This is a genomic window from Alteromonas sp. CH_MED4-4, assembly GCF_037029575.1.
Lineage (GTDB): Bacteria > Pseudomonadota > Gammaproteobacteria > Enterobacterales > Alteromonadaceae > Alteromonas > Alteromonas macleodii.
On the sequence record NZ_JAYMEU010000044.1, the window covers coordinates 1 to 26271 of the forward strand.

Here is a 26271-nt window from a genome sequence, read left to right on the forward strand (position 1 = left end):
TCCACGAGTTGTGAGGAAAAGACCGACTAAATACCCCACAAAGAAAAAAGCCAGTCAGCTTAACTGACTAGCATTAGGCACTAAGGCCGGCTTTATTTTTAGATTTGCGCTTTTTGTTCTTAGAAGAACAAGTAAGAAACGCTAAGCTTCATGCTACGAGGCATAATGTAGCGGCCGTTTGGTGAATCTGGATTACGTGGGTCACCCTCGGTAATACCTTGTTCGTCGGTCAGGTTATCAACAGAGAACTGAAGACGAAGTGATTCAGTTGGCTCTAGCGTTAGACCTACATCAATCTTCTCGTATCCCTCTAGTACAACTGTGTTTTCGTTGTTACCAAAGCGATCATCAACCGCTGATAATGTACCGTATACCGTGGCATACATATCGCCGATATCGAAGCCGTAGCTTGGTGTTACACGTACTTGCCAACCAGGCTGACGCTGAGATTCATTGCCTTCGTTATTGGCGCTGGCAGTAATTTCAGTTTCCTGAATAGTTCCGTTCACGCTCAACGAGAAGCCTGAATCGTGGCTATAGCGACCGTCAAGTTCTATACCGTAAGCTTCGTTAGTAAGAATTTCAGCCGGTGCGCCCGGACGGCGTACAAACGTATCGCCTTTTACTTCGTTTGCGAATGCAGTCGCAAAGAACTGGATGCTGTCATTCATGAACTTATAGCCAAGCTCGCCTTGAGTAACTTCTTGAATCAAGTCGTTACCGCCAGTGTAGGCACCCCAGTTGTCTCTGAAGTCGTCGAAGTAAGGCATTTTATAGCCTCGGTTCATGCGAACGAATACACCGCTGGTGTCATTAAGCGCGTAATTTGCGCCCACTGTCCACGACGTTTTGGTTTCGTCGTACTCAAGCGCTTTAGTTATTTTGCCGTCAAGATCTTCATCTACCGAATAGTTCACTTCGTGATTTTCACGGCGTAGTCCTAAGTCGATGCTCAGGTCTGTGGTTGCGTACCACGTACCCGTTGCATAAAGTGCGAACGTGCTTGCATCACCTACAGAGCTGATGTCGTAGTTCCAATCGCAGCCTTGTGCGTCGGTGTTACATTCGATCCCGTCTAACAATTCGCCGCCTGGCTGCAACACGTGGTAAGCCGTGTTACCAATGCTCCACCAGTCATTAGCTTTGGTTGATGCACTGTAAATACCAAATGATGTATCGAAGTCTTCCCAGCTTTTCGACACAGCAAGGTCGTTAGTGAAAGCTTCAATATCTTTAAGTACTACCCAACGACCGATTTGCTGAATAGGCGTATCACCGTCATACACTGTGCCAGTTACTGCACCAGTGGCTGATTCGCCATTGTCGGCAACATTTGCAACGGTAGTTGCAGAACCATTCGGTACAAGACCAAAAGTATTGGCTTCACCTTTGGTAAGGTTAAAGCGGTCAACTAGCTGCCAGTCGTTGCCTAAGTCAAGCTTAATGCTACCGCCACTTACGTGTCCGTCCCATCCACGACCTTCGCCAAAGTCGAATGACTCAGTGGTATCGTTAGGGCCATACGTAATGGTGCCTTGGCGATTCAATGGACCAATTTGCGTATAGTTTGCGTCGATACCTTCAACGTTTAAAGGTGTAGGTAAGTACCAAGTACCGCGATCGTCAGTTTGACGGGTATAAAGGTTAAGCTCGCCTTTTTCGAAAACTTTAGTGATGTTTACGGTGAACTGGTTACCCTGCTCAGAGTTAAAGCCGGCATCACGAATACCTTCTGAGCTCTTAATGTAGCCACCTACCATGTAGTACAAGTCGTCATCTAGTGCGCCGCTTGCAACCACGTCAATGCGGTTTAGGCCGTAGTCAGAGATAGTGTACTTCGCTGACGCTTCTGTCGACTCGCCACCACGTTTAAGGCGGAAGTTTGTTGTAAGACCAGGTTGACCGTTGCTTACTACTGGGTTTGGACCACCGCGTAAGCCTTCAACCATTTCAATGGTATCGTCTATGCGAAACAGCTGAGAGTTCTCAAGGAAAGATAGCGTAGGTGCAGGGTAGATAGGAGAGTTCTCAAGCGCAATCGTTAAGAACGGCGCATCGCCACCACCTGGAAAACCACGCACAAATACGTTCGCGCCAGACTCACCGCCTGAGCTTTCAACCCAAACACCTGGAATGGCCTTAAACAAATCGGCCGTAGACTTAGGTGCCAATTTTTCAATGTCGCTAGCGTCGATGTTGGTTACCGCGAAGCTTGCGTCAATCTTTCTAATCCCTGCGCCGCCTGGCGTACCGCTGACAACAATGATCTCTGCGTTGTCTTTCGCTTGTTGTTTTACGTCTTCTTGTGCCATGGCAGGCTGCGTTAGTGCTACCGCTACTGCACTCGCCAGCATTCCTTTTGTAAACAACGTTTTCATGGTGTGTGCTCCCGAAAATGTTCTATTGCGTTGTTAACTGAATGCGTTAAACAGGTTTAAAAATTGTTATACGCATCACGATTGCGAAACAAAATAGATCTGTTTGCAAACGATTGCAAGAATAAAATGCAATCGTTTGCAAATTTTTTGTTTATTGTTGTTAACATGGTTTTACGCCAAGACGATTCGCGCTATATTGTGAATTCGGCTGTAGAGTCGACGATTTATCCGGTTTAGGTAGCGGTTTTACGCTTATATTTTGTAGTGCTATCACGGGTAACCCGGTATACCGAAAATTATTAGAGAATGGTCACATTGGTTTCTGAAACAAAACTCACCTTAGCGAAGCTGGCTGATATTGCTGGTGTATCAACATCGACAGCATCACGGGCACTGAAAGACAACCCGCTTATTAAGCAGGAAACCCGAAGCAGAATTCAGGCACTAGCTAAAGAGCACAATTTTAGTATTAACGCGGCCGCTAGCCGCTTAAGAACGCAGAAAACTCACGTGATAGCGGTGATTTTAAATCTAATCGACAACACCGAACAAAGCACCACAGACCCATTCCTGCTTAAGCTGGTGGGAGAGCTAAATCAAGCGCTAAATGCCAAAGGCTACGAGCTACTGCTGTCTAACTCATTTATGGCATCTGACGATTGGGCGAACTACTTTATTCGCAGCCAGCGTGCCGACGGCATTATTGTCATTGGGCAAGGAAAATCCACGGCCAAAATCGACCGAGCAGCACAGTCGGGCATTCCCATTGTAGTGTGGGGCGATGCAAAAACAGACGCACCATATCCCATTATTGGCGGCGACAACTATCTGGGTGGCTATACGGCAACCCAGCATTTGCTGAGCCACGGCGCCAAACGCATCTTGTTTCTTGGAGATTCTGAACACGCGGAAATGCAGGAACGTCACAAAGGATATTCGCAAGCCCACCGCGATGCGAATGTGCCAATAGACACGCAGTGCACCTGCGCCATCGATATTACGTCGAAAGCAGCATACCAATACATTAACGAGCGTATAAAGGCGAATGGGTTAGATTTCGACGGGATCGTTTGTGTAAGTGATATGGTGGCATTAGGCGCGTTAAAAGCGTTAAAAGAGCGCTATGTAGGTATTCCAAGCGATGTAGGCATTGTGGGTTACGACGATATTTCTTTAGCTGAACTTATGCACCCGTCGTTAACAACGGTGCGTCAGAATACTCAGCAAGCCGCAATAGAGATGGTTACGCAGCTATTAAACCAGTTTGAAAACAAACCTACAGAAAGCCAGGTAGTGGAAACAACCTTAATTGCCCGTCGCTCTACGCAGCACAGCGACTAATATTTCGCTTTTTTATCAGCTTTTTAACGCATAAACGCTATTATTTAACGGTAACAGGGTGTCGATATCGAGCTCTAACGAAAAAATAAAAGCGTTTTGCAAACGTTTGCATTTTTATTTTCTTACGACTACACTCCTGCATAATTCAGTTAACAGAGTGTTTACACATGTCCCGATTCATGGTCATTGCAGCCATTGCCATTAGCTACTACGTATTTGCCATACTACTTAACAGCGTGGGGACTGTTATTCTGCAATCGATCAATAGCTTCGACATTAGTAAGCCAGATGCAAGCACACTAGAAGGCTTTAAAGATCTCTCTATTGCTATTGTCTCGTTCCTAGTGGCCAGCTTCATTCCAAGAGTTGGCTACAAGCTTTCAATGTTACTTGGGTTAGCATTAGTGGCCGTTGCCTGTGCGCTGACGCCTTCTATCGCAAGTTTCTGGTTCATTAAAGTGTTGTTTGCCTGCATAGGTACTGCATTTGCGCTAGTGAAAGTGTCGGTGTACGCCATTATTGGGCAGCTGTCGTCTACCACTAAAGCGCACTCATCGCTAATGAACACCATTGAAGGTATTTTTATGTTGGGCGTGTTGTCTGGCTACTGGGTGTTCGCTGGGTTTATCGACCCCAATAACGATGCTTCTTTATCTTGGCTGAACGTTTACTACTTACTAGCTGCGCTGGTTGGTTTTACGTTAATCGTTGTGGCATTGGCTCCTATAAAGCCTGTGGAAAAAGCGCAATCAGAAGGCCTTGCAAGCGAGTTCTTCAGCATGCTGAAATTGGCGTATAAGCCTTTAGTGCTGGTGTTTATCTTCTCTATTTTCTTATACGTGTTAATAGAGCAGGGCATAGGTTCGTGGCTGCCAACTTTTAACAAAGAGGTGCTGGGCTTACCTACTCAAGTCAGCATTCAAATAACCAGTATCTTTGCGATAGCGCTGGCCGTTGGGCGCTTAACTGCGGGCGCAGTACTTACGCGAATGAACTGGTATCCCCTCTTAAATATCTGTTTGGCGGGTATGGCTACGGTAATGCTACTAAGCTTACCGCTTGCCGAAAACGTGGCTGACAGCACAATAGCCAGCTGGGCTGATGCACCAATAGCTGCGTTCCTTATTCCATTAATTGGATTGATGATGGCGCCTATTTACCCCGTATTAAACTCGGTAATGCTAAGCGCGCTACCTCAACATCAACATGCACCTATGACAGGGCTAATTGTGGTATTTTCGGCTCTTGGGGGAACCACAGGTTCTATCGTGACTGGATTTATTTTCGACGCAGTAGGGGGCCAACAAGCATTTTATCTATCGCTTATTCCAATCGGTGCATTAGTGGTAACCCTATTCTTCTTTAAACGAGCGTCTTCTTCTCTATCGCCTAAAGGTGCGCAGTAACTATGAGTTCTTCTTCACACAACTGGCGCGACAGCTTGTCGTTTTTTGCCAGCGACCTGTTTAAACATGTGCAAATGGCACAGCTATTCCCAGACAGCAAAACCTTCGCTGACGCTATTGTTAAAACCGATCTCAATACCGTTTTAGCGGCTTATGAACAAGCGTGTTTAGATGCTGAGAAAAGCGGCGAAGCAGTAGACTTAGCTACGTTTGTTAATACCCATTTCGATACTCCAGAAATGATTAGCGCAACATCGCAAACCAAGTTTGAAAATGTAGCCGATTATATTGAGCATATGTGGCAGGTGCTAACGCGTACCCCCGACACTGAGCAGAAAGACAGCTTAATAGCGCTTACCCGCCCATACATAGTGCCGGGTGGACGCTTTCGCGAAATCTATTACTGGGATACATATTTTACCGCGTTAGGTCTAATTGACGCGGGGCGCACCGACATGGCAATTAACATGTTGGTGAACTTTGTAGATATTTTAAATGAAGTAGGCTGCATTCCTAATGGCAACCGCGCCTATTATTACTCTCGCAGTCAGCCTCCTATTTTGGCGTTGTTTTATAATTTGCTTAAAGACGCACTAAGCGACCAGCAAAAAGAATACGTTATCTGGGGCTTAAAGAAAGAATACCAGTTTTGGATGAATGAAGCGGGCGAGAACGCGTCACAGAAGGGCGCAGCACAACTGCGCACGGTTACCATGCCGTGTGGTGCTACACTTAATCGTTACTTCGACACCGAGCCTACGCCTCGCCCTGAGTCTTATCGAGAAGACATAGAAACAGCAGAGCACATAGGCGCTGACAAAAGTCAGTTTTACCAGCATGTTCGCGCGGCTTGCGAATCGGGTTGGGACTTTAGTTCGCGCTGGCTAGCTAATCCCAATTCACTAGCAAGTATTCGTACAACTGAAATAATTCCCGTAGATTTAAATGCGCTTTTAGTCACGCTTGAACAGACTCTGGCAAGCGTGACTAAAGGTGCCGAGCAAGCGCGCTACAGTGCGGCATCTACAGCGCGAATTAACGCAATAAACACCTATTTATTTAATGCTGAAAAGGCGGGCTATTTTGACTACCACTTCCCCACACAAACTCAAACCGATGTAGTGTCAGCGGCTATGTGTGTGCCGTTGTTCGTTGGTATCGCAAATGAACAACAGGCAGAGGGAGTGCGTGCCGCGGTAATGAACTCCTTGTTAAAAGAAGGTGGCGTGGTAACCACTTCAAACGCGACGTCGCAACAATGGGATGCGCCAAATGGCTGGGCACCGCTTCAACTGTTTGCTGTTGAAGGGCTGCGCAACTATGGGTTTGAAATGCAGGCTCAAACCATCATGCTGCGCTTTTGTAAAACCATTGAGCGTCACTTTGCATCAAGCGGTGTGCTACTTGAAAAGTACAATGTGTGCGAACCGGAAATAAAAGCAGGTGGCGGTGAATACGACGTACAGCTAGGTTTCGGGTGGACCAATGGCGTGTATACCCGTTTTCAGACATATCTGAACCAGTAAACAAACTTCGGTTAAAACAAATACGCGCGGTACCGTAACAACGGGCCGCGCGTTTTTTGGTAGTGTAGATATTAATTGTTGCCTGAGCGGTTACCCATATCAATCGACATGGCAATATCATCGAGTATGTCGTTTAGCCCAGTAATTTTCTCGTTAGCAATAAATACGCTCATCTGCGACTCAACCACGATATGGTCGGAAGTGGCATCGTTTTCAAAGGTATTGTCTAACGCGTTCTGTACGCGATCGAAAAACTGTCGCGCACTTCGTTCTTCAATATTGTGCAGACATAAAATAAATTGCTCGGTACCAAATCGCCCTAGAATATCGTTACCGCGGGTAACATTTTGAAGAGTTTGTGCAATTTGTCGTAATACTAAATCACCTTTTGTTGACCCCATTTTCCGCGTTATTTCACGCAGGTTACTAATGTCGAAGATAGCAATGGCAATGGCTCGGCCTTTTTTCGGCGCATCAAGCTTGTTAATGCGGGCTATCGCCGAATTCGCATTAAGCAGCAGAGTAACGGGATCGATGGCTTTGCGCGCAAGGTGTTTTCTACGAAGTACGTAGCCAGTAATACCACTTACCAGAAGAAAAATAACAATAGCGGTATACAGCGTGTTCTTTCGTTGCTGTTCCGCTTGTTCAATCGCAGATTCCAAATCATAAATGCGGGTATACAAGTTAGCTGCACCAATAATTAAGGCCGAGTCTTGAGTAACTTCACGGCGCTTAGTCACTTCTTTAGAATAAATCTCGTGCGCTTCTTTCGCCTTAGCTAAGTCCTCCAGTGCGATATACATGGATACGTTGAAGCTAAGGTAATCCAAATTTGAACGAAAGACCGGCGGTATCGCGTCATCATTTAACGCTTCAATACCTGATATATATTGCTTAATACAGGTGAGATCGTTGTCATGTAAGCAAATCTCAGCTTTGTGCCAGTTAACAAGAAGCTCGCCTAACGAACTCGAGATGTTCGAAGACGCTTTTTCTAAATCGGGAAGGGTGTAGGTAAGTCGGTTGTAGTTTTCTGTTTTTCTATAGTAAATAGACAGTGCATACTGATACAAGAAGTTGGTTAGCGGTGTGTCTATTTCGCTATTGAGTACACCTAGTTCTAGAATGCTTTGGTAGGCGCGCTCAGTTTGACCGCTGCTTAGCAATGACACAATGGCGCTGATAAGAATACTTACCTTATTACTGCCTTCATATACAAGCAAGCCCATTTCATGTGCTTTTAGATATTGCTCTGCTGCTAAGGCATGTTGCTCTAAATCGCCATATAGTAAACCAATTGCGTTGTGAATATGCGCTAACTCACCGGGGCTGCCGTCGTTTGAATAACGCTTAAGCACACCAAACATCTTACCTAATCTTATTTCAGGTGAAGTGGTTTCTGAACAGTAGTTAATAAGGCCTAAAGAAGAGCTGGTAAAGATATCGCTGTGGCGCTCGGGCGATGATAGTTCTTGGGCTTGTTGGTAGTACTTACAGCGTGCAGGGTTTTCTCTGGCGTCATAAGAAAAGCCAATTTGATAAATAGCCGATGCAAACGCATAAGAGCTTTGATCAATATTGCTTTGCATAATGGCTTTAAGCAGCATAGTTTCAGCTTCTTCGTACTTGCCACGGCAAATTAGAAACTGCCCTTTGGCTACGGTTAAGGCAAAACGTTGTTGTGATGTAAGTGACTCAAGCGCAAGTGTGTTTTCAAGTTCTGGAAGTAGAGACTGATTAGGGCAATCATACGAAGGCGTGCGTACCTTTTCGATAACGGCATCGATATTGTCGTTTGCCAACGCGGCAAAAGAAGCTAGCGCAACGCTCAAAAAAGAGAATACTGTTAAAGATAACCTTTGAAACATGAGAAATAACGTTTTTGTTTTTTCTTCATAATATCGATTTGAGCCTAGAACTACTACACGGGGCACCTAAAAGTTACGTATTTTTTGTATCTTAATGCGTCTACTATTCTCTAAAACGTTGGGCTATATAAGCATGTGTTAGGTATTTACCCTACATTGCTAATGGGTAGGCGAACCAAAACTAACCAATATAGCTACTCCAACCAAGGCAACGGCAGACCATACAATAGTTGCTTTAGTCGCCCGTTCACCAAGTACCCATGCAACCCCTAGCGACATTAATGCGCTTGTAGCAATAAGGGTTTGAACCACGGCCGCTTTCGCATAAGCGAATGCAAACATTTGTAGGTAAATAGCGGCAGTAGTGCCAAGTAACGTGGCTAACACAAAAGCAGGCCATACACGTTTTCCACTGTTGCTTTGGTAGTTAATAACGGGCATGTAGCGCGTTTTGGTTATGGCTATAAATGGCACCACAAAGATCATACCGCCAATTAATCGTAAGAACGCAGCGCTGGCAGCGTCAATTTCACCGGCACTTAAAATGTCGCGGCTAACTACGGCACCAACCGCCTGACATAACGCCGCGCCCACACCATACAAATAGCCACTGGTTGCAAACACGTGTGTAGTGCTGCGTTTGCGTACCTTTATAACCATATCTACCGAAAATAGTACTACTGCAACGCCAACCCACTGCTGCCAGGTAATCCATTCGCCAATAAACGCCATAGCAAAAAGGGCAGTGAATAAAGGCGCAAGGGTTTCGGCGACCAGCACCGCTTGGCTATCGCCAATGCTTTGTAAGGCTTTAAAAAAGCAGGTGTCGCCAATGCCTATACCAATAAGCCCGCTAAGCAATAACCACAAAACAGCATGAGTACTAAGCCCCGTTGGCTGAACCACTACTAAAACCACTGCCAAAATGGCAATAGAAATAAGCCCCTTCCAAAAGTTCATGGTAAGCGGCGAAAATGCGTTACCCGTTTCACGGAATAAACGCGCAGCAATTGCCCAACAAAGCGCTGTACCTAGCGCAGCAAAAACACCCATACATTACCTGTTATAACTTTGCCCAAAAACGCTGGGGCAAATAAGTAGCTTGCCAAAAAGAGCGGCTATGCTAATGCAAGGTGTGGGCGGGGTAAACTTAAATCACATCAGTAGTTTTTAACTAAATATATTGAAGCCTTAAGCAAACGTAACAGAAGGCTAAGGGCATTCGTGGCATTATGTTGGTGGTAAGATTCGTGAGTAAGTTAAGCGCTGTACTTAATTAAGTGGGCGTTAACCAAACTTTAAGAATAACAGTGAAGTAAAAGGACGAGAAAAGCGTGAGCGTAGAGCAGATGAATTTAACCGGCATTAAAGGTGTAATATTCGATTTAGACGGCACCTTGGTAGAGTCTAGCCTTAACTTCACGCAAATGCGCGCCGATGTAGGCTGCCCACAAAACGAAGACATTCTTACCTTTGTTAATGCCCTAAGCTGCGCCGAAGCCCAAGCGAATGCACACCGAGCTATATTACAGCATGAACTAGACGATGCGCAAAATGCGAAGTGGTTACCCATTGGCAAAGCCATGGTAGAAAAGGTGCAGGCACACAAACTACCCATGGCAATAGTTACCCGCAACTGCCGCCAAGCCACCGCCATTAAGGTAGCAAATAACAGCATTCCCATCGACTACGTGCTAACCCGCGAAGATGCCCCGGCCAAACCCGACCCATCCGCCTTATTGATGGTGGCGAACACATGGCAGCTTCAACCTGAAGACTGCCTGTATGTAGGCGACTTTATTTATGACCAGCAAGCCGCCGAGAATGCTGGGATGAGATGGTTTTTGGTTTAGAGATCAATTTTATGCCCTGAAGGTGGAGTCGGTACTTCGGGTAAGATCGTCATCAATTCTTCTTCTACAAAGCAAGGGTTTCCGATGCCCGCATATACTTTAGTATACTCTTCTTCTCTTAGCTCTTGCATGTTCATATTTTGTTCGATACTCATAGTTAATTCCTTTTCAATTAATTTCAAATTGCTAAAAAGCGCAGAAAGGTTAACAAGGCTACTGACATATGGATTTGCGATTGAAGACAGAAAAGAGATTCATTAAGCACTTTTTCGTGTTTGGCGCAATATTGATGTTTTTCTGTCTCATTATTTCAAATGATGCTAGAGCTCTCGGCGTTACATTAAATGGTAAAACTAAGTTCGCAGGTATTCCCGCAGGTATCATAAGAGACATCGAAGTAGTTGGTGATGCTGTTTATATTGCATCTGAAAATGGTGTGTTTAAGTACTTGGGAGGACAGTCAGAGAGGGTAAGTTATGGTTCGACTCTCAGCACCCGTGGTACGGTTTCTGATCTTTATTTTGATGGGAAAGAAACACTATGGATAGTTGAATTTGGAGTAGGGGTTTACAAGTTTAATGTGGGTACTGGTCTAGCAGAAAGTTTTCATCACGAAAGCAAGTGGCCCAAATATGCATGGAAGATAGGAGTCTTGGAACACTATGTTGTTGTTTCTTTGATAAGCGGCATTATCGTTGTAGACATTGCGACGGGTGAGCTACAAAGTTGGGCATCAAATGTTGGTGTCGGAAACGTAGAAAGAGTCTTATCGCTCTCGGTATCAAAGAGCGGTCTGGTCTTCTTAGCGTCTAAAGACGGATTAGTGATAGTTGATCCTGACAGGAAGGTCAGTGAGTTGATAGCGGTTGACAATTCCTTGACCGCTCTCTCTTCAGTTGACGCAGTCTCAGCGTATGACTCTATAGTTCATATAGGTGGAAAAGAAGGAGTTTATGCTTGGGACATGTCAACTAACGAAAAGCGATTTTATCCGTTCAAAATTCCAAGTTCATCCAGCTCTATTTCAGATGTTTATGTTTCAGAATTAGGTAGGTTATATGTCGCAGCAGGAGGCCTATTCGAAATCAAAGAAGGACTAATAATCAAACCTGACTTTATGTCACCTTTGATAACTTCCGATGGAATAAAAAGCATTGTAAAAATTGCAGAATTACCGTCGGGAGAATTATTAATAGCGTCTTCTCAGCTAGGGCTTGTTTCTATTTCTCACTCACATGAAGCTATAAATCTTGTCCATCAAAATGGCCAGGTCTTTAGAAAGAACATTAAATCATTTGGCACCAGCAATGATTTTGGGTATGCCGTAGGCACAAAAGACCAAGACTTTCTCATTGATTTGAAAACAGGGGAGGTAAAGCCATTTAGTTTTTGGGAGAATAATAGTTGTATAGATGAATTGTTGAACGAAATTAGTACGGAATTTACAAATACAGTTTCTGGCTACGACTTCTGCAGTTCTGAGTATTCACACATCACTAGTAACTCTGTTTCCCATTCTTATGTATACCATGACTCTGGGGAGAATGCGTTTTATAACATTATTGATAGAGGTGTGATAGTCGATAAAATACCTGCCCCTCAAAACATGATCACTTCGGTTTTGACTGCCTCTGGTGAAATCGCAGGATTCGATACCAATAGTTATTTTCATATCCAGATGTCCAAATTTAACTGGAAGTCAATTTCTCCTGATGAAGGCAAGTGGGTTGGACTGACTTGCTTAATTGAACTGGAGAACACTTTCTTACTCTGTACTTCAGGGCAGGGAATAAAATCTATCAACAAGCGTACAGGAGAGATAGCTTCATCTAGTCTACTCGAAGATACAGGTGCAAGATTTATCAGGGGAGCTCTGTTAAGCACAAATGATAACTTATGGTTCTTATCAAACATGGGGCTCTTTGTTGTAACGTCAGACGGTAACTTAATTTCTTTCAATGAAAATGATGGGATATTTGATACTGACTTTGAATACCGTGGAATACAAGAACTGGGAGATCGCATAATTGTCCTCGGTGACAAGTACTCATATGTAATCTCTGAGAAGAAAGCCATTCTGGCTATGAAGGCCAAAGAAAATATTAAGAGTAGAGTTGTTTTTACCCGTATCGACTGGGCTGCTAAAGATTCGAAATCTCACAAAATGCTTCAAACAACTGGGGGTCTCTCTAACCCCATAATGCTAGAAAGTGATTTTGATGCATTTGCAGTGGACTTTAGAACTAACAGTTTTTCAGAGAATGAAACTCAAAAACTAGAGTACAGAATTCTAGGAATAGACGATGAGTGGAGCGTGCATCCCCAATCACAAGCCTTTCTCACATTGTCGGATCTTAGGTCTGGAAGCTATGAGTTTCAAGCGAGGGTGATGGGAGCCGGAAACCCTATATCTACATTAGCGTTTGAAGTAAAGCCACCGATATACTTTCAAAGGTTTGCTTTTTGGATTTATCTCACTATTACTTTAAGTCTCATTATCGCATACAAGCTCAATTATCTGAGCAAGGTATGGGGCTACTTTAAAACTACTAAACTCTACAACCATCTTACCCGCTACGAAATAACCGACGGGCACTCTAAATTTGAAAAGATGCTTCGCAGCAAAGAACGCTTCATTAACGAAATCACCCACGAACTTCGCACCCCAATTCAGCTCATCAATGGATCGTTAGAAGGCATATCCAAAACAGCTCATGCAGCGAGCAAAGAACTGATATGTGTTCAGGACAATATGAAAAGGGTCGAACAGTTGATTAATCAAATGAGTCAAGATGTCCCTAAAGCCTTGGCGGCAGCCGACTACTACAGATCCTACTCGTCAGATAACATAAAGTTTATCGTCCTATCGCTAGAGCCATTAGCCAAGCAGAAGCGGCAGAATTTAGAGTTACGTATTAAAGGGAAAAAAGAAATTTCGCTCATTAACGACAGCTTAGAGAAAATCCTGGCAAATCTAATTCAAAATGCAATTAAGTTCACACCAGAACTTGGCACAATAAAAGTAGCCGCTATACAAGATAGTAAAGTGCTTAAAGTTATCGTTAGTGATGACGGAGAAGGAATTGATGAGCACTTTCACAAAAAAGTATTCGAGCGATTCACTAAAGGGAGCAGTGAGCATGAAGGTCATGGTGTTGGCTTAGCAATGGTGAAAACCTTAGTTGAACTGAACCAGGGCGACATTGCGTTAGAGAGTCAAAAAGGCATTGGAACTAAAGTTACCGTAACGTTACCCATTGATGATATTGAGTATGTAAATTCGCATGCTGAAAAATTGTCACCCGCAAATGCCAAATCGAACAAGAAATCACTATTAATAGTTGATGACAGCAGAGAGTTCCGCTCTTATCTATTTGATTTGTTTTCTAGCAAATATCGCTGTTTAGTTGCGCGAAATGGTGTGCAGGCGTTAGATGTTATGCAGCATTACCTTGTCGATCTAGTTATCACAGATCAAATGATGCACGAAATGGACGGGCTGAGTTTAATAAGAGAAATTCGCGGTAATGTCAGCTATGCCAGTATTCCCATATTGATGTTTACTGCGGAAACCGGAACTGAATTAGAAAAATCAGCGCTAGAAGAAAAAGTGGACTACTTCTTGGCAAAACCTGCATCAAAAGAGGAAATTACTCTTAGGGTTGAGCATTTATTGTCGGTCAGAGAGGCAAAAGAGCGCGAGGAAGAGGAAAGCGAAGAGCCTGCATTTAAATTTGGATGCTTGAAAATCCCCGAGTTTGATAACGAAAAGGATATGGCGTTCTTTTTGAACTTTATCGCAGTATTGGAAAAGAACTACCACAATGAATCATTCAATAGAGACCAAGCTGCCTCGCAGTTATTGATAAGTCCTAGAAGTTTGAACCGAAGAATGTCAGAGTTGTTTGAATACAACTTCAGCGAGTTTCTTTCACGCTTCAGAATCGAAAAGTCTATTCCGTTACTGTTAGAGGGAAATAGCATTCTAGATACCTGCCTAGACGTTGGCTTCGGCACCGCAGCTTATTTTTCGACGTCCTTTAAAAAGGTTATGAGCTTACCACCCAAAAAGTTTGTGGAGCAATACAATAAAACAGTAGCGTAAAGGTAGTATCTAAAAGAACTAAATGTACCTACGTCTCTCCGCCAAAAAGCCTATCAATAGAAACGATGCCACATAGCCTGCACCTTGGTACTGCCAAGGCAAGTAGGCTAGGGTGTGTTTTAAGAACGGTGCGCCGTACAAAGTTAGTGCGCCATAGCCAAAGGCACACAGCACTACAAACAAACTAACGCGAATGGTGAAATGGTAAGGTGCCAGTATGCGTTTTACATGGCCGTTAATCAGGTCGCCGTACACCACTAGAATAGTGGCCATAAGCATAATGCTCATTTCGGTGTAATAGGGGCTTAGGGCGCGAGAAAGGGCACTGAAAAGTTCACTCATAAAATTACTACTATTATGACGTTTTTATTGTGTGCCCATTATAACCACGGTAAGGTCAAAAGCGTTAGCTAACGCCTTTATTAAGTGCGCTTACTGCTTTAAAGCCTTGCTCAATAGTGGCAATGCGGTCGGTGGTTTGATCGCGCTCTACAAATTTATGTTCAATACCGGCTAACTTGCCGTGCGCGAATATCTCTTTAAAGTTAATCGTGCCTGTGCCCACATCAGCAAAACTGCCGTCTTCAGCCAAATCTTTTACATGCCAAAGTTTAAAGCGGCCTGGGTACTGCTTAAAGTAATCAACGGGGTTTTTACCTGCTTTTACCGTCCAGTATAAATCCAGTTCCATGGCAACAAGGTCTGGGTCGGTCTGAGTTATAAGCACGTCTAATGGTGTCTTACCGTCGCGTACTTCAAATTCAAAATCGTGGTTGTGGTAGGCAAGAGTAATACCTTCCTTCTTACACGCTTCGCCAATGGTATTTAGCTTATCGGCAAGGGCTTGGTATGGCGCAATTCCCGTACCACGCTGGGCTTCGCTAAGCCAAGGAACTACCAAGTACTTGTGACCAACGGTTTGTGCGTTATCTAAAATTTGTGTCAGGTTAGTATCGAACGCGTCTAACTGAATATGAGCCGAAGGCGCAGTTAGGCCATTGTCATCAAGCAGTTGCTTAATTTCCTTTGCGCTATGGTCAAAGTAGCCTGCAAATTCCATTTCCGAATAACCAACATCAGCGACCAGTTTAAGCGTAGCCGGCACACTTACTTTCATAATATCTCTAAGCGTGTAAAGCTGCAGACCAACAGCACTTTTGTGCATGCCCTTCATCATAGCTCCTTTATCACTACCATGCCCGTGCGCCAAAACAGCAGGAGTGCTCATAGCCGCCAGTAAACCAGATGAATATTTAATGAACTGTCGTCTTGAAACGCCAGAGCCAATATTACTGGCCGCGTCTAAAATTGCTGTCTTACTTAAGTTTGTTTTACTTAAATTCACTGCTTGCTCCTTTTCTGTAGTGGTACATTGGTGATGACGCATTGCTATCATCAATTAACCCAAAGCTTTGCCCGTGCTCTCTCGCACAATAAGTTCAAACGGCATAATAACTTTGGGGGCCTTGCGAATTTTTCCGTTAAGAAGGTCCACCAGTAGCGTAACCGCCGTTCTACCAAATTCTTCTGCAGGTTGGGCAATAGTGGTTAGCGGTGGATCCACAAATGCTGAAAACGCAATGTCATCGAAACCTGCCACCGATATGTCATTAGGAACATGTAGGTTGGCTTGCTTGAAGGCTTGCATGGCACCAATAGCCGTTTCGTCGTTCTCACAAAATACGGCGGTGGGTCTACTTTCAAGGTGACTAATGGTTTCCCCTGCGTTGTATCCGGCCTGTAATGTAAAATCCCCCGGGAACAACAAGCTCTCATCAAAGGCAATATTGGCTTGCGCTAATGCGTCTTTATATCCAACCAAGCGTTCTTGGGTAAGCGGACTTGAATTAGGACCTTTGATCATGGCTATACGGGTATGGCCTAATGAAATTAAGTGCTCGGTCATTGCTTTGGCTGCAGCACGGTTGTCTAACGACACAACAGGATATTGGCCATCGTCAATCACCTCACAGGCATTCACCATGGGAAGCAGGCCATTGTCGTTGATCATCGTGGCATCAAATGGGTTGTGCGCACGTAACTGTATAAGCCCATCAGCCTGAGAAGTACTTACCATCTTGGCGTAATGGCTTTCTATTTCACTATTACCAAGCGTATTGGCAAGTAAAATGGAATAGCCCAGTTCGGCTGCCGCTTCCTGCATACCGCTAATAACACGGGCAAAAAATACGTTCGCTACCGTAGGCACCAGCACCACTAAATTGTGCGTTTTTCCCGAACGAAACTTAACTGCCATTAAGTTAGGTTTATATCCAACTGCCTGAACAGCGGCCATCACCTTATTGCGCGTTTTAGGAGAAACACGCTCAGGTTGTTGCAATGTTCTTGATACGGTAGCGACCGACACGCCGGCACTATCTGCTACATCTCTAATATTTGCCATTTACGTTATTGTTGTTTGTTAATTCACTCGCGCATTGTAAACCTAACCCAGTAGAGGTGTGGTCTATACGATGGTAGCGAATTCAAAATTTACGTGAAATTAATATGTAACCGTTTTCATTTTAAGCAAAAGAATACGCACTTTCATTAAAACGTCAAAGGTTATTTGTAGGATTTATGTAAATTTGAGCTAGTGTTATGTTCAAATTTGGTGCAGGAATAGGCGGTTAAAGGTAGTAAAGCCCCGGTATTACCTCGCCATTTGTAAACTTTAGATTAACAAAATGCTGTTTTTTGTATTGACCATTAAAATGTAACGGGTTACATTTTGTGGCATTAGTAACACCAATAGTGCGTTTGCACACAGAGGAATTTCAATGCAACCAATTCGAATGGGAATGATCGGAGGCGGGGAAGGCGCGTTTATCGGTGCCGTGCATCGTCATGCCGCAGGGTTAGATGGGAACTACCAGTTGGTGTGCGGCGCATTTAGCCGCAACGAAGAAAATAATACGCGTACTGCTTCTGCATTGAACGTATCAACATCGCGTACATACGACAGCTGGCAGTCAATGTTAGAAGAAGAAGCCAAATTACCTGAACAGCAGCGCATGCAGGTTGTGGTTATCGTAACGCCTAATCATCTTCACGTACCTATTTCACTTGCCGCAATTAAGGCGGGCTTTCATGTTTTCTGTGAAAAACCAGCAGGCATTAGCTTTGCAGAAGTAAAAGAGCTTCAAGATGTTATTCACGCCAGTGAATCGCTATACGGCTTGGCTCATACCTACCTTGGTTATCCTATGGTTTGGCAAGCACGTCATCTCGTTGAAAGCGGTAAGCTGGGCAAGATTCGAAAAGTGTATGTTGAGTATCCGCAAGGCTGGTTGTCTGGCGAAGAAGAAACGCACAATAAGCAAGCGCAGTGGCGTACCGATCCAGCAATTTCTGGCGCAACGGGCGCAATGGGCGACATCGGCACTCATGCCTTTGGACTTGTTGAGTTTGTATTAAACGACAGTGTTACCTCGTTATGTGGCGAGTTAAACACCCATGTTGAAGGGCGTCGTTTAGATGACGACGGCGCCGCGCTTATTAAAACTAAGAAGGGTGCGTCGGGCGTGCTGATTGCTTCACAGGTTTGTGCTGGTGAAGAAAACGCGTTGAAGATCCGCGTCTACGGTGACAAGGGCGGTTTAGAGTGGCGTCAAATGGAGCCAAACTCCGTTATCTATCGCCCTGTTGATGCCCCTTATCAAGTGTTTAGAGCCGGCCAAGGTCAAGTTGGGTTATGTGATGCTGCATCTGCACGTTGCCGTGTTCCAGCTGGCCACCCAGAGGGCTACTTAGAAGCAATGGCAAACTTGTATACCGATTTTGCTAAAGCGGTACGCGCGAATCAAAAAGGCAAAGCTGATGGCGTTCCAGGAATAAATTCAGGCATACGCGGAATGGTATTTATAGATGCCATGCTTGCCAGTACTGACAGCGACACTAAATGGGAGTCGGTCAGTCAGGAAGGAACGCAGTAATGCAATTAAAACATACAATGAAAAAGGTGAGCGCTTATGGCTACTAATCAACAACCTATAAAAGGGCCGGCTATCTTCCTTGCTCAGTTCATGGGAAAAGAAGCGCCGTTCGATACGCTCGAAAATATGGCGAAGTGGGCAGCGTCGCTTGGTTACAAGGGAATACAGGTACCTACTGACCCTAGTCTGTTTGATTTAGAAAAAGCAGCCGAGAGCCAAGAGTACTGCGACAACATTGCTAAAATTTGTAAAGACGCAGGGGTAGAAATCACTGAGCTTTCTACGCACTTACAAGGTCAGCTAGTGGCGGTTCACCCCGCTTACGACGAGTTATTTGATAACTTTGCGCCGGCACACTTACACGGCAAGCCACAAGAGCGAACCGAATGGGCAATTAATCAGCTCAAATGTGCGGCTATTGCCAGTAAACGTTTGGGATTGAAAGCTCACGCTACCTTTTCTGGTGCATTAATGTGGCACTTGGTTTACCCGTGGCCTCAGCGTCCTGCTGGCTTGGTCGAGCAAGGCTTTGCTGAACTAGCCAAGCGTTGGAAACCCATTCTCGATGCATTCGACGATGCGGGTGTTGACGTATGCTACGAAATTCACCCTGGGGAAGACTTGCACGATGGAGCTTCGTTCGAACAGTTTTTAAAAGCGGTAGATAACCACCCACGAGCAAATATTCTTTTCGATCCAAGTCACTTTGTTTTACAGCAGCTTGACTACCTTGACTTCATTGACCGCTACCACAGCCGGATCAAAATGTTTCACGTCAAAGACGCCGAATTCAATCCGAACGGTAGAAACGGTGTGTACGGCGGCTATCAAGACTGGCAAGACCGCGCGGGACGTTTTCGTTCCCTTGGCGACGGCCAAGTCGACTTCAAAGGTATTTTCAGCAAGCTTACCCAGTATGGCTTCACGGGCTGGGCAGTACTAGAGTGGGAATGCTGCTTAAAAGACAGTGCGCAAGGCGCGGCAGAAGGCGCACCGTTTATCGCTTCACACGTTATCGAGCCAAGCAAATATGCGTTTGACGACTTTGCTGGTGGAGACGTTAGCGAAGCGAAGAATAATCGTATTTTAGGCCTTGAGCGCTAAGCGCCATCAATAGGATAACAATAACTATGATAACCCTACGCCTTAGTTTGATGATGTTCCTCCAGTTCTTCATTTGGGGAGGCTGGTTTGTAACATTAGGCACGTATCTATCAAATACCCTGTCTGCCAACGGTGGACAAATCGGCATGGCTTTCTCAACCCAAAGTTGGGGCGCCATCATTGCCCCCTTTATTGTGGGCCTTATTGCTGACCGGTTCTTTAATGCAGAAAAGATCCTCGGCTTACTACATATTGTTGGCGCCGTGCTTATGTACTGTATGTACCAAGCGAATGATTTCGCCAGCTTTTACCCTTATGTGTTGGCATACATGATTGCATACATGCCTACGCTTGCTTTGGTTAACTCAGTGTCATTCGGACAAATGGTCGACCCGTCAAAAGAGTTCGGAAAAGTTCGTGTGTGGGGCACTATCGGCTGGATTGTGGCAGGCCTTATGATTAGCTATGTCTTCTCATGGGATTCTGCACAGTCTATTGCCGATGGTATGCTCAAAAACACGTTCTTATTGTGCAGCGTTGCCTCGCTAATGTTGGGCGTATTCAGTTTTACACTGCCAAATACGCCACCTCAATCTAGCGGTAAAGCGGTAACTATTCGCGATATTCTTGGCTTGGACGCGTTGGCACTGTTAAAAGACAAAAACTTCTTTGTATTCTTTCTTTCATCTGTACTTATTTGTATTCCACTGGCGTTTTACTACCAGAATGCGAACCCATTCCTTACTGAAATAGGCGTTGAAAATGCAACGGGCAAAATGACACTAGGTCAAGTTTCCGAAGTGTTGTTCATGTTGGCTCTGCCGGTATTTTTGAACCGTTTCGGTATTAAAGCCACGTTGGTGATAGGTATGGCGGCGTGGGTTGTTCGTTATGCACTGTTCGCATTCGGAAACGCTGACGAAGGTTTGTTCATGCTTATTGTTGGTATTGCACTGCACGGTATTTGTTACGACTTCTTCTTTGTATCAGGGCAAATCTATACCAATGCAAAGGCGGGAGAAAGCGTAAAAAGTGCAGCGCAGGGGCTAATTACCTTAGCGACATATGGGGTAGGTATGCTGGTGGGCTTTGCAGTGGCAGGCGCAATTACCGACACCTACACGATGGAAACCGGTGCGCACAGTTGGCAGCAGGTCTGGTTATTCCCAGCAGGGTTTGCCGCGGTTGTGTTAGTGCTATTCGCCTTTCTGTTCAGAAAGGAAAAGGTGAACGCAGATGCATAACATTACCCGCAGAAAATTACTTCAAGGTATGGCTATGACAGGGGCAGGCATTGCCGGAACAGGGTTAGCAGCAGCTGGTTTAGCCACTGCGATGCCTGCTATAGCGAGTACAAACGGCACGAAAGGTAGCAACACCATGAATACGCCGCTTAAAGGAAATGTAAACCATTCGGTAAGCCGATGGACCTACGGCGATTTAAGCATTGAAGAGTTGTGCCAAACCGTTAAGCAATTAGGATTTGGAGCCATTGACTTGGTAGGCCCTGAAGATTGGCCTGTGCTAAAGCAGTACGGCATCGACTCTTCTATGTGTAACGGCGCCGAGATAAGTCTTGAAGACGGCTTCATTCACAGTGAGCTCCACGACGAACTAGAAGCGCGTTATATAAAGCACATCGATTTGGTCGCTGATGCAGGTTATACAAACCTTATCTGCTTTAGCGGCAATGCCCGAGGCATGTCACGAGAAGATGGACTGGAAAATGCGGTTAAAGGGTTAAAACGCATTTTACCTCATGCTGAAAAACGCAACGTAGTGATTTTCATGGAGCTGTTTAACAGCAAAGTCGACCACCCTGATTACATGGCCGACAATTCTGCATGGGCGATAGAACTTTGCAAACGCCTAGGTTCTAAGCACTTCTCACTGCTTTACGATATCTACCACATGCAAATTAATGAGGGAGATATCATCCGAACTATTCGAGATAACTATCAGTACTTTGGCCATTACCATACGGCCGGCGTACCTGGGCGTCACGAAATAGATGCTTCACAAGAACTCAATTACGAAGCAATTGCTAAAGCCATTGTCGAGACCGGATTTAAAGGCTACTTAGCACAAGAGTTTATACCCACACCGAAAACCAAAGCCAACAGAATAGCGTCGCTACAACAAGCGATCCATATCTGTGATGTGTAACGTGCGAACAGGCACAGCGACGAATTAAGTTTTAAGGACGTGTTATGGCGAGTAACGAATATGATGCAATAGTTATTGGATCTGGTATCAGTGGCGGTTGGGCTGCTAAGGAGCTAACCGAGAAGGGCCTAAAAGTGCTTATGTTAGAACGTGGCCAAAATATCGAGCACATTAAAGATTATAAAAATGCGCACAAAGAAGATTGGGATTTTCCTCACCGAGACTTGCCTACTCAAGCAATGAAAGTGGATTATCCCGTGCTTAAGCGCGACTACCCGCTAAATGAAAAAACGTACGGTATGTGGGCAAATGAAAAAGAAAATCCTTATACCGAAGACAAGCGCTTCGACTGGTACAGAGGTTACCACGTAGGTGGACGCTCACTGTTGTGGGGACGCCAAAGCTACCGTTTGAACAAAGAAGATTTCGAAGCCAATGCTAAAGAAGGCATTGCTGTCGACTGGCCTATTCGCTACGACGATTTGGCGCCATGGTATGACTACGTAGAAAAATTCGCGGGTATCAGTGGTAATCGCGATGGCTTAGATGTATTGCCTGATGGTGTATACCAGCCACCAATGCCAATGAATATTGTAGAGGAAAGTGTCGCGGCGCGGGTGAAAAAGGCCTATGAAGGCGCGCGGCACATGGTGCATGGCCGCACTTCAAACATGACACAAAGCAAGCCCGAAGAAGGGCGTGTTCATTGCCAATACCGCAATAAGTGCTGGTTGGGTTGTCCTTTCGGTGGCTATTTCAGTACACAAGCATCTACGCTTCCAGCTGCGGTTAAAACAGGTAACTTAACCCTTCGACCTTTCTCGATAGTAAAAGAGATCTTGTTCGACAAAGACAAGAAGCGCGCGACTGGCGTTGAAATTATCGATGCAGAAACCAACGAGACCTATATATTTAAAAGCAAGATCATCTTTGTAAATGCGTCAGCACTTAACTCGGCGTGGGTACTGATGAACTCTGCCACAGACGTATGGGACGGTGGCTTAGGAAGCAGCAGCGGCGAGTTGGGTCACAACGTTATGGATCACCACTTTAGAGTCGGTGCTTCAGCTGAAGTTGAAGGTTTTGACGACAAATATACCTACGGTCGCAGACCGAGTGGCTTCTATGTGCCAAGGTTTAGAAACTGGGGAAGTGATAAACGAGACTACCTGCGTGGATTTGGTTATCAAGGCGGCGCAAGCCGTTCAGGTTGGCGCAAAGACATAGCTGAGCTTGGTATAGGTGCTGGACTTAAAGATGCGATAACCGAGCCTGGTCCATGGACAATAGGCATGACAGCGTTCGGTGAAATTCTTCCGTATCACGAGAACAAAGTGTACTTGAACAAAAAAGTCACCGACAAATGGGGCTTACCAGTACTCGCAATGGATGTCGAGATTAAAGAAAACGAGCTTAAGATGCGCAAGGACATGCAGCAAGACGCGATTGAGATGTTTGAAGCAGCAGGTCTTAAAAATGTTCAAGGCTGGGATGCTGACTACGCACCTGGCATGGGCATTCATGAAATGGGCACGGCGCGTATGGGAAGAGACCCAAAAAGCTCTGTGCTTAATGCGCATAACCAAGTGTGGGATGCACCGAACGTATTTGTGACCGATGGTGCGGCAATGACATCGGCCAGCTGTGTTAACCCTTCACTGACCTACATGGCATTAACGGCAAGAGCCGCAGACTTTGCCGTAGAAGAGTTAAAGCGAGGAAATCTATAATGGAACGCCGAGAACTACTTAAACTCATCGCTACTGCTACAGGCACAGCATTGTTCGCAGGTAATGTACTTGCCTACACAGATGTGCCCGCTGTACCGCTTAGCGACACATTGTTTAATGAAAAAGATGTGGCCTTGCTGAATGAAATGGGTGAAGTGATCATTCCTCAAACTGACACGCCTGGAGCAAAAGCGGCTAACGTTGGTGCCACAATGGCTGTGCTGGTAACCGATTGCTACACACCTTTGCTTCAGAAGACCTTTCTTGATGGCATTAAGAAAATATCTTCGTTAAGTCAAAGTCGTTTCAACAAACAATTTGTTCAGCTTACCAAGCAAGAACGAGAGGCTTTATTTAACGACCTGGATGTAGAAGCGAAAGCGGCGAACCTTGCTAACGGTGTTTATCAAGGCGTTGAAACAGGAAAGCCAAGTCAGTGGGAGCCAGGTACCGATGAGCCAACCCCTCACTACTTTACGCTATTAAAACAGCTAACACTTTATTGCTTTTTCACGTCTCAAGTTGGCGCGACTAAAGTGCTTCGTTATGTGGCTATTCCTGGACGCTACGACGGTGCATTCCCTTACAAGAAGGGCGACAAAGCGTGGGCCACCTGAGCCTGCGCTATCGAGCTGCCAAACACAACACAGTTATATAACGGATAAAACAAGGTACTGACACTATGAATAAAACATTCGTCGCTTCAACAGTGGCTTTACTCATGCCACTTTGTGCATGTGCTACAGCAGATGCACAAACTGAAAAAAGCGAATCGCGTTTAACCCGCGAACAGCAGGCTGCTAAAACGGAAGTATGGGAGCCTGTTCCTGAAGTGGTTTCTTTTGATAAGGCGGGCGTGCCCTCTGATGCCATTTCTTTAATTGGTGATGACCTGTCTAACTGGACTTCAGTAAAGGAAGGTGAGGCTAAGTGGACGCTAGAAAACGGTGTACTAACTGTGAAGCCGGGAACAGGCGATATCAAAACGAAAGCAGAGTTTTGTGATGTACAGTTGCACGTAGAGTGGAAAGCGCCGCAGCCAGAAGCGGGAATGGAAGGACAGCAGCGCAATAACAGCGGTATCTTCCTGCAGCAGCGATATGAAATTCAAGTCTTGGATTCATATCAGAATAAGACCTATCCCAATGGTCAAGCGGCAAGTGTTTATAAACAAACCATTCCTTTAGTTAACGCTATGAAGGCGCCTGGCGAATGGCAAACTTACGACATCATATATAAAGCACCAACCTTTAACGGTGAAGAACTAGCAACGAAAGGCTATGTTACGGTAATACATAACGGCGTAGTGGTTCAGAACCATACTGAAATTCAAGGTACAACAGAATGGATCGGTGCGCCTAAGTACAAAGCTCACGGATGCGCACCGCTTCAATTACAAGATCACGGCAACTTAGTAAGTTTTAAGAATATGTGGGTAAGACCACTTTAAAAAGCTAGCCGATAGATATCTTCAATCTCTTCAATACTCAATTGCTTGGGATTATTGCGAAGAAGGCGAGTTACTTTACTCGCCTCTTCTGCTAATTCACCTACACAAGAAGGCGGAATATTGAAGTGGGTGAGCGAAGCGGGAATATCTACATCGCGACACAGTTTTTCTATAGCAACTAATAATAGTTTAATTGCTTCCTCTTTTGAGTGGTGGCGCTCACATACCTTTAAAAGCTTAGCCACACAATAAAGTTTGTCTTGGCAGAACGGCGCATTTACTTTCAACACATGAGGTAACATTACCGCGTTACTCATGCCATGTGACAGATGAAACCGTCCCCCCAGTGGATAAGCCAATGCATGTACTGCCCCTACGCCTGCGTTTCCAAACGCAAGACCCGCCATTAAACTGCCGGTGGCCATATCTTCACGTGCAGATAAGTTCTCACCATTGTTATAAGCGTGAAGTAATGAATTGAAGATAAGCTTGAGTGCATTCTCTGCCAGAGCGTCGGTTATCGGACTAGCATTTACACTTATATAAGCTTCAAGCGCGTGAACGAATGCGTCTATACCGCTCGCTGCTGTAATGGACTGGGGGCATGTTTTTGTCATTTCAGGTGCAACGATCGCAACATCGGGTAGCAAGCAGTGGCTAACAATTCCTTTTTTCATCTGTGCTATCGGATCTGACAAGATAGCAATATTGGTAACTTCTGAACCTGTACCGGCAGTAGTGGGGATAACAATAAGAGGCAAACGCCGTTTTGAAAGCGTATTTTCACCGAAGAGTTCACTGAGGGGGCCAGTATGATCGTATGCAGCTGCAAGTACTTTTGCACTATCAATAGCGCTACCTCCACCAAGAGCAATAATTCCGTCTACTTGCTTCTCACGAAGTATCGCTAACTTATCTTCTATGATATTCACTTCAGGCTCTGGTGGAATGTCATCAATAATAAGTAAGGGTGAAGAGGGTAATAGTGTGAGTAGTTGATCAAGAAGACCAGATGAAGAAACGCCTTTGTCAGTAACGATGGCACATTCCTTTATAGATAATCTCGACATTTCATCGGGGAGAGCTTTTATAGCGCCAAGACCCGTTACGAGTTTTCCTGCGGTTTTGAATTCTGAAACCTTCATGCAAACCCCTCAATAATCCACGTACACGTTCAAATATCGTCTTACTAATTTATAGTACACAGCGTGACTTACCAATTAACTAACCTTATAGATCGTGAAAAGCGCGGTGAATTAGTGGTTTTTATGAACGTATTGCACATTGTTTATGCAAACGATCGAAAAATAAGGATTTTTTTAAAATACTTGTTGACGTGAGCGCTCATTTCCCTAAAATGCGCATCCGCTTCGGGGGAAAAGCAAAACAGCAAGCCTCCTGAAGTA

At 45.0% G+C, this 26271-nt stretch carries 20 protein-coding genes; 12 read left to right on the forward strand and 8 right to left on the reverse strand.

Annotated elements, in window-relative coordinates:
* Positions 1–119: 119 nt before the first annotated feature.
* Positions 120–2378, reverse strand: coding sequence for a TonB-dependent receptor (locus WA381_RS19850; protein WP_014947951.1), 2259 nt, complete (start codon positions 2376–2378; stop codon positions 120–122).
* A gap of 306 nt (positions 2379–2684) precedes the next feature.
* Between WA381_RS19850 and WA381_RS19855 the strand changes: the two genes are divergently transcribed.
* From WA381_RS19855 to WA381_RS19865, 3 genes are all read left to right on the forward strand, one after another.
* Positions 2685–3719 carry a LacI family DNA-binding transcriptional regulator gene (locus WA381_RS19855; protein WP_014947952.1) on the forward strand — a complete coding sequence of 345 codons (1035 nt, stop codon included), beginning with the start codon at positions 2685–2687 and terminating at the stop codon, positions 3717–3719.
* Between the two features lie 167 nt (positions 3720–3886).
* Positions 3887–5125 carry an MFS transporter gene (locus WA381_RS19860; protein ID WP_231506387.1) on the forward strand — a complete coding sequence of 413 codons (1239 nt, stop codon included), beginning with the start codon at positions 3887–3889 and terminating at the stop codon, positions 5123–5125.
* A gap of 2 nt (positions 5126–5127) precedes the next feature.
* Positions 5128–6651: a trehalase family glycosidase gene (locus WA381_RS19865; protein ID WP_156085805.1), complete on the forward strand. Its 1524-nt coding sequence runs from the start codon at positions 5128–5130 to the stop codon at positions 6649–6651.
* Positions 6652–6722: 71 nt separating this feature from the next.
* On the opposite strand, the gene WA381_RS19870 is transcribed toward WA381_RS19865, so the two are convergent.
* Both WA381_RS19870 and WA381_RS19875 read right to left on the reverse strand, forming a co-directional pair.
* Positions 6723–8522: a GGDEF domain-containing protein gene (locus tag WA381_RS19870; RefSeq protein ID WP_156085806.1), complete on the reverse strand. Its 1800-nt coding sequence runs from the start codon at positions 8520–8522 to the stop codon at positions 6723–6725.
* A gap of 159 nt (positions 8523–8681) precedes the next feature.
* Complete coding sequence (locus tag WA381_RS19875; protein ID WP_156085807.1) at positions 8682–9575, reverse strand: DMT family transporter; 894 nt, start codon at positions 9573–9575, stop codon at positions 8682–8684.
* A gap of 281 nt (positions 9576–9856) precedes the next feature.
* Here WA381_RS19875 and WA381_RS19880 point away from each other — a divergent pair, with 281 nt between their 5' ends.
* Positions 9857–10375: an HAD family hydrolase gene (locus WA381_RS19880; RefSeq protein WP_156085808.1), complete on the forward strand. Its 519-nt coding sequence runs from the start codon at positions 9857–9859 to the stop codon at positions 10373–10375.
* Here WA381_RS19880 and WA381_RS19885 read toward each other — a convergent pair.
* On the reverse strand, positions 10372–10530 hold the full coding sequence (locus WA381_RS19885; RefSeq protein WP_014978070.1) for a hypothetical protein: 159 nt from the start codon (positions 10528–10530) through the stop codon (positions 10372–10374). The two genes, WA381_RS19880 and WA381_RS19885, sit on opposite strands and share 4 nt — an antisense overlap.
* An 80-nt stretch (positions 10531–10610) precedes the next feature.
* Between WA381_RS19885 and WA381_RS19890 the strand changes: the two genes are divergently transcribed.
* A complete protein-coding gene (locus tag WA381_RS19890; protein WP_231506388.1) occupies positions 10611–14480 on the forward strand; it encodes a hybrid sensor histidine kinase/response regulator transcription factor in 3870 nt (1289 codons plus the stop codon).
* A gap of 18 nt (positions 14481–14498) precedes the next feature.
* Here the strand turns inward: WA381_RS19890 and WA381_RS19895 are convergent, their stop codons facing one another.
* The 3 genes from WA381_RS19895 to WA381_RS19905 form a co-directional block, all read right to left on the reverse strand.
* The gene (locus WA381_RS19895; protein WP_014947959.1) at positions 14499–14822 is read right to left on the reverse strand and encodes a DUF3392 family protein; all 324 of its coding nucleotides are present in this window, start codon (positions 14820–14822) and stop codon (positions 14499–14501) included.
* Between the two features lie 64 nt (positions 14823–14886).
* Positions 14887–15825, reverse strand: coding sequence for a sugar phosphate isomerase/epimerase family protein (locus tag WA381_RS19900; protein WP_014975433.1), 939 nt, complete (start codon positions 15823–15825; stop codon positions 14887–14889).
* A gap of 54 nt (positions 15826–15879) precedes the next feature.
* Complete coding sequence (locus WA381_RS19905) at positions 15880–16884, reverse strand: LacI family DNA-binding transcriptional regulator (RefSeq protein WP_012516940.1); 1005 nt, start codon at positions 16882–16884, stop codon at positions 15880–15882.
* Positions 16885–17260: 376 nt separating this feature from the next.
* Here WA381_RS19905 and WA381_RS19910 point away from each other — a divergent pair, with 376 nt between their 5' ends.
* The 7 genes from WA381_RS19910 (at position 17261) to WA381_RS19940 (ending at position 24865) form a co-directional block, all read left to right on the forward strand.
* Positions 17261–18415 carry a Gfo/Idh/MocA family protein gene (locus WA381_RS19910; protein ID WP_014975434.1) on the forward strand — a complete coding sequence of 385 codons (1155 nt, stop codon included), beginning with the start codon at positions 17261–17263 and terminating at the stop codon, positions 18413–18415.
* Positions 18416–18451: 36 nt separating this feature from the next.
* Complete coding sequence (locus tag WA381_RS19915) at positions 18452–19519, forward strand: sugar phosphate isomerase/epimerase family protein (protein WP_014975435.1); 1068 nt, start codon at positions 18452–18454, stop codon at positions 19517–19519.
* Between the two features lie 26 nt (positions 19520–19545).
* Positions 19546–20763, forward strand: a complete 1218-nt coding sequence (locus WA381_RS19920; RefSeq protein WP_014975436.1) for a nucleoside permease — start codon at positions 19546–19548, stop codon at positions 20761–20763.
* Positions 20756–21685 (forward strand): hydroxypyruvate isomerase family protein, encoded by a 930-nt coding sequence (locus WA381_RS19925; RefSeq protein ID WP_014975437.1) that lies wholly within the window; start codon positions 20756–20758, stop codon positions 21683–21685. Before WA381_RS19920 ends, WA381_RS19925 begins: the two co-directional genes overlap by 8 nt.
* 44 nt (positions 21686–21729) lie before the next feature.
* Positions 21730–23415: a GMC oxidoreductase gene (locus WA381_RS19930; RefSeq protein WP_014975438.1), complete on the forward strand. Its 1686-nt coding sequence runs from the start codon at positions 21730–21732 to the stop codon at positions 23413–23415.
* Positions 23415–24032, forward strand: coding sequence for a gluconate 2-dehydrogenase subunit 3 family protein (locus WA381_RS19935; protein ID WP_014947966.1), 618 nt, complete (start codon positions 23415–23417; stop codon positions 24030–24032). The genes WA381_RS19930 and WA381_RS19935 overlap by 1 nt, the downstream gene beginning before the upstream one ends.
* A 65-nt stretch (positions 24033–24097) precedes the next feature.
* Positions 24098–24865 carry a 3-keto-disaccharide hydrolase gene (locus WA381_RS19940; protein WP_014975439.1) on the forward strand — a complete coding sequence of 256 codons (768 nt, stop codon included), beginning with the start codon at positions 24098–24100 and terminating at the stop codon, positions 24863–24865.
* On the opposite strand, the gene WA381_RS19945 is transcribed toward WA381_RS19940, so the two are convergent.
* The gene (locus WA381_RS19945) at positions 24862–26010 is read right to left on the reverse strand and encodes an iron-containing alcohol dehydrogenase (protein ID WP_014975440.1); all 1149 of its coding nucleotides are present in this window, start codon (positions 26008–26010) and stop codon (positions 24862–24864) included. The genes WA381_RS19940 and WA381_RS19945 overlap by 4 nt on opposite strands.
* Positions 26011–26271 lie beyond the last annotated feature (261 nt).